The 2,386-nt window shown below is 73.7% G+C and carries 2 protein-coding genes; both read right to left on the reverse strand.

Translation table 11 applies throughout. The features are described from left to right. Positions 1-116 precede the first annotated feature (116 nt). Positions 117-938, reverse strand: a complete 822-nt coding sequence (locus ABT034_RS35195; RefSeq protein WP_351221179.1) for an ABC transporter permease — start codon at positions 936-938, stop codon at positions 117-119. Further along, a partial coding sequence (locus ABT034_RS35200; protein ID WP_351221180.1) for an alpha/beta fold hydrolase occupies positions 932-2,386 on the reverse strand: 1,455 nt, incomplete at its 5' end. The genes ABT034_RS35200 and ABT034_RS35195, both read right to left, overlap by 7 nt.

The raw sequence follows: 2,386 nt of genomic DNA on the forward strand, positions 1-2,386 counted from the left end.
AGCCCGGGGGGGTGGGGGGGGGGGGGGCCGGCGGGCCGCCGGTCGCGGGGGGGGGCGCGGGGGGGGCGCTCGGGGGGGGGGGGGGCCCCCGCCCCCCCGCCCCCCCGGCCCCGGTCTCACGATGCCGCCGTGCGGAAGCGGCGGAGGCTGAACAGCACGGTGAGGACGAACACGGCGCCCAGCGAGATGGCGACCGCGAGCGACGCGTGCTCACCCGGGAAACTCCCGCCGGTGGCGGTGGGGTTGCCCCACAGCTCGCGGGTCCAGGTGACCACGGCGCTGACCGGGTTCCAGTCCGCGACCGGACGCAGCCAGGACGGCAGCCGGTCGACGGACTGGAAGGCGTTGGACAGGAAGGAGAGGAGGACGGTGACCAGGCCCGCGACCACGTTGATCGTCTCCATGTTGCGGGAGAACAGGCCGAGGAGGACACCGACCCAGAGCATGGCGTACATGAACACGGCGAGCAGGACGAAGCCGGCGAGCACGGGGAGCGGCCCGCGCTCGGGCCGCCAGCCGAAGAGCACGCCGATGCCCGTGACGACGGCGAGCCCGATGAGGCCGACGGCCAGGTCGCCGAGGGTGTGGCCGAGGAGGACCGAGGGGCGGGCGATCGGCAGGCTGCGGAACCGGTCCACCAATCCGCCTCGCAGGTCGGCGGCGACGGCCACCGCGGTGGGGCCGATGCCGGCGAGCCCGACCTGCGCGGCGACACCCGCGAACATGTACGTCTGGTAGTCGGATCCGCCCGTCACCGAGAGCGACCCCTGGAAGAGGTAGCCGAGGACGATCATCGAGACGAGCGGGTTCATGATGATGCCGATGAGGCGGCCGGGGGCCCGGCGCAGCCGGTTCAGTCTCCGGCCGGCGACGGCGAGGGACTCCACGGCCAGCGCGATGGGCGGTGCGGGCCTGCGGACCTGGACGAGGGTCACCATGCCAGGTCACCGCCCGTCTGCTCCTCGCCGGCCGCGTCGAGCCGGGCGAGCGCGGCGTCGACGGCCCGGCCGACGACGGCCTGGGGGCCGGGGTGCATCAGGTACTCGTGGCCGCAGTCGACCGGGTGGATACGGAGGTGTCCTTCCACGTGGAGCTCCCATCGTCGGGTCTGGTCGGCCAGTCGGTCCGCCGCCCATTCGCGGGTGGCGGTGAAGAGGTGCATGTCGCCGGTGAACCGGCCCGCGGTGAACCGTTCCATCAGGTCGCCGTGGGTCCGGGAGAGGCGCAGCAGCCGCGGGATGCCCCGCTCGCCGAGTTCGGCGAGCGGATGGTTCTCCCGCCGCAGGACGTCGAGGAGCACGGCCGGGGTGAGCGGGCGGTCGGCGACGACGGCCCGGCTGTGGCCGAGTGACTCGAAGGCCCGCAGGAGCAGTTCCTGCTCGTCGTCCTCGTCCTCGCGCCCGGTGCGGCCGAGGTAGCCGTCGAGGTTGGCGAGGAAGTCGACCTCCTCACCGGCCTGTTGCAGTTGTACGGCGATCTCGTGGGCGAGCACGCCGCCGTAGGACCAGCCGAGGAGCCGGTACGGGCCGTGCGGTCGGATCCGGCGGATGTGGCCGATGTACTCGGCGGCCACGGCGCGGATGTCGTCCGGGATCGGGGAGGCGCCGCCGACGGCCGGTGACTGGAGGCCGTAGAGCGGGTGGCGCCGGTCGAGGTGCCGGGCGAGTCCGACGTACGGGAGGCTGAAACCGAGCCCGCTGTGCACGAGGAAGACGGGGGGCGCGTCACCGCCCGGACGGATGGGGAGCACGGTGGAGAACGGGTCGAGGGTGCTCTCCTGGTCCGGTCCTGTCTTCTCGGCGCGGGTGGCGAGTGCGGCGACGGTGCGGTGCAGGACCACGTCGGCGACGCTGAGCCGCAGGCCGGCGGTCTGGGCCCGGCTGACGAGGCGGACGGCGAGGAGGGAGTGGCCGCCGAGTTCGAAGAAGCTGTCGTCGATGCCGACCCGTTCCAGGCCGAGGACCTGCGCGAAGAGCCCGCACAGGACTTCCTCCACCGGGTCCCGCGGCGTCCGCGAGGACACCACCGCGCCCAGGTCGGGCGCCGGCAGCGCCTTGCGGTCGACTTTGCCGCTCGGGTTCAGCGGGAGGGCGTCGAGGACGACCACCAGCGGCACCATGTACTCGGGCAACGAGCGTCCCACGGAGGCACGCAGAGCGGCCACGTCCACCGACTCTCCAGCCGCCGGGACCACGTAGCCCACCAGCACACCACCGCCACCAGGCCCGTCGGAGCGCGCCACCACGACCGCGCGCCCCACCGACGGATGCCCGAGCAGCACCGCCTCGACCTCACCCGGCTCCACCCGGAACCCGCGTACCTTCACCTGCTCATCGGCACGCCCCAGGAACACCAGACGACCGTCCGCCGACCACCGCACCACATC

The organism is Streptomyces sp. NPDC002773, assembly GCF_040295605.1.
Classification (GTDB): Bacteria; Actinomycetota; Actinomycetes; order Streptomycetales; family Streptomycetaceae; genus Streptomyces.

Bases quoted from the DNA above. Each gene is read 5' to 3' on its own strand.
- ABT034_RS35195 (WP_351221179.1), bottom strand. From the start codon at position 938: ATGGTGACCCTCGTCCAGGTCCGCAGGCCCGCACCGCCCATCGCGCTG.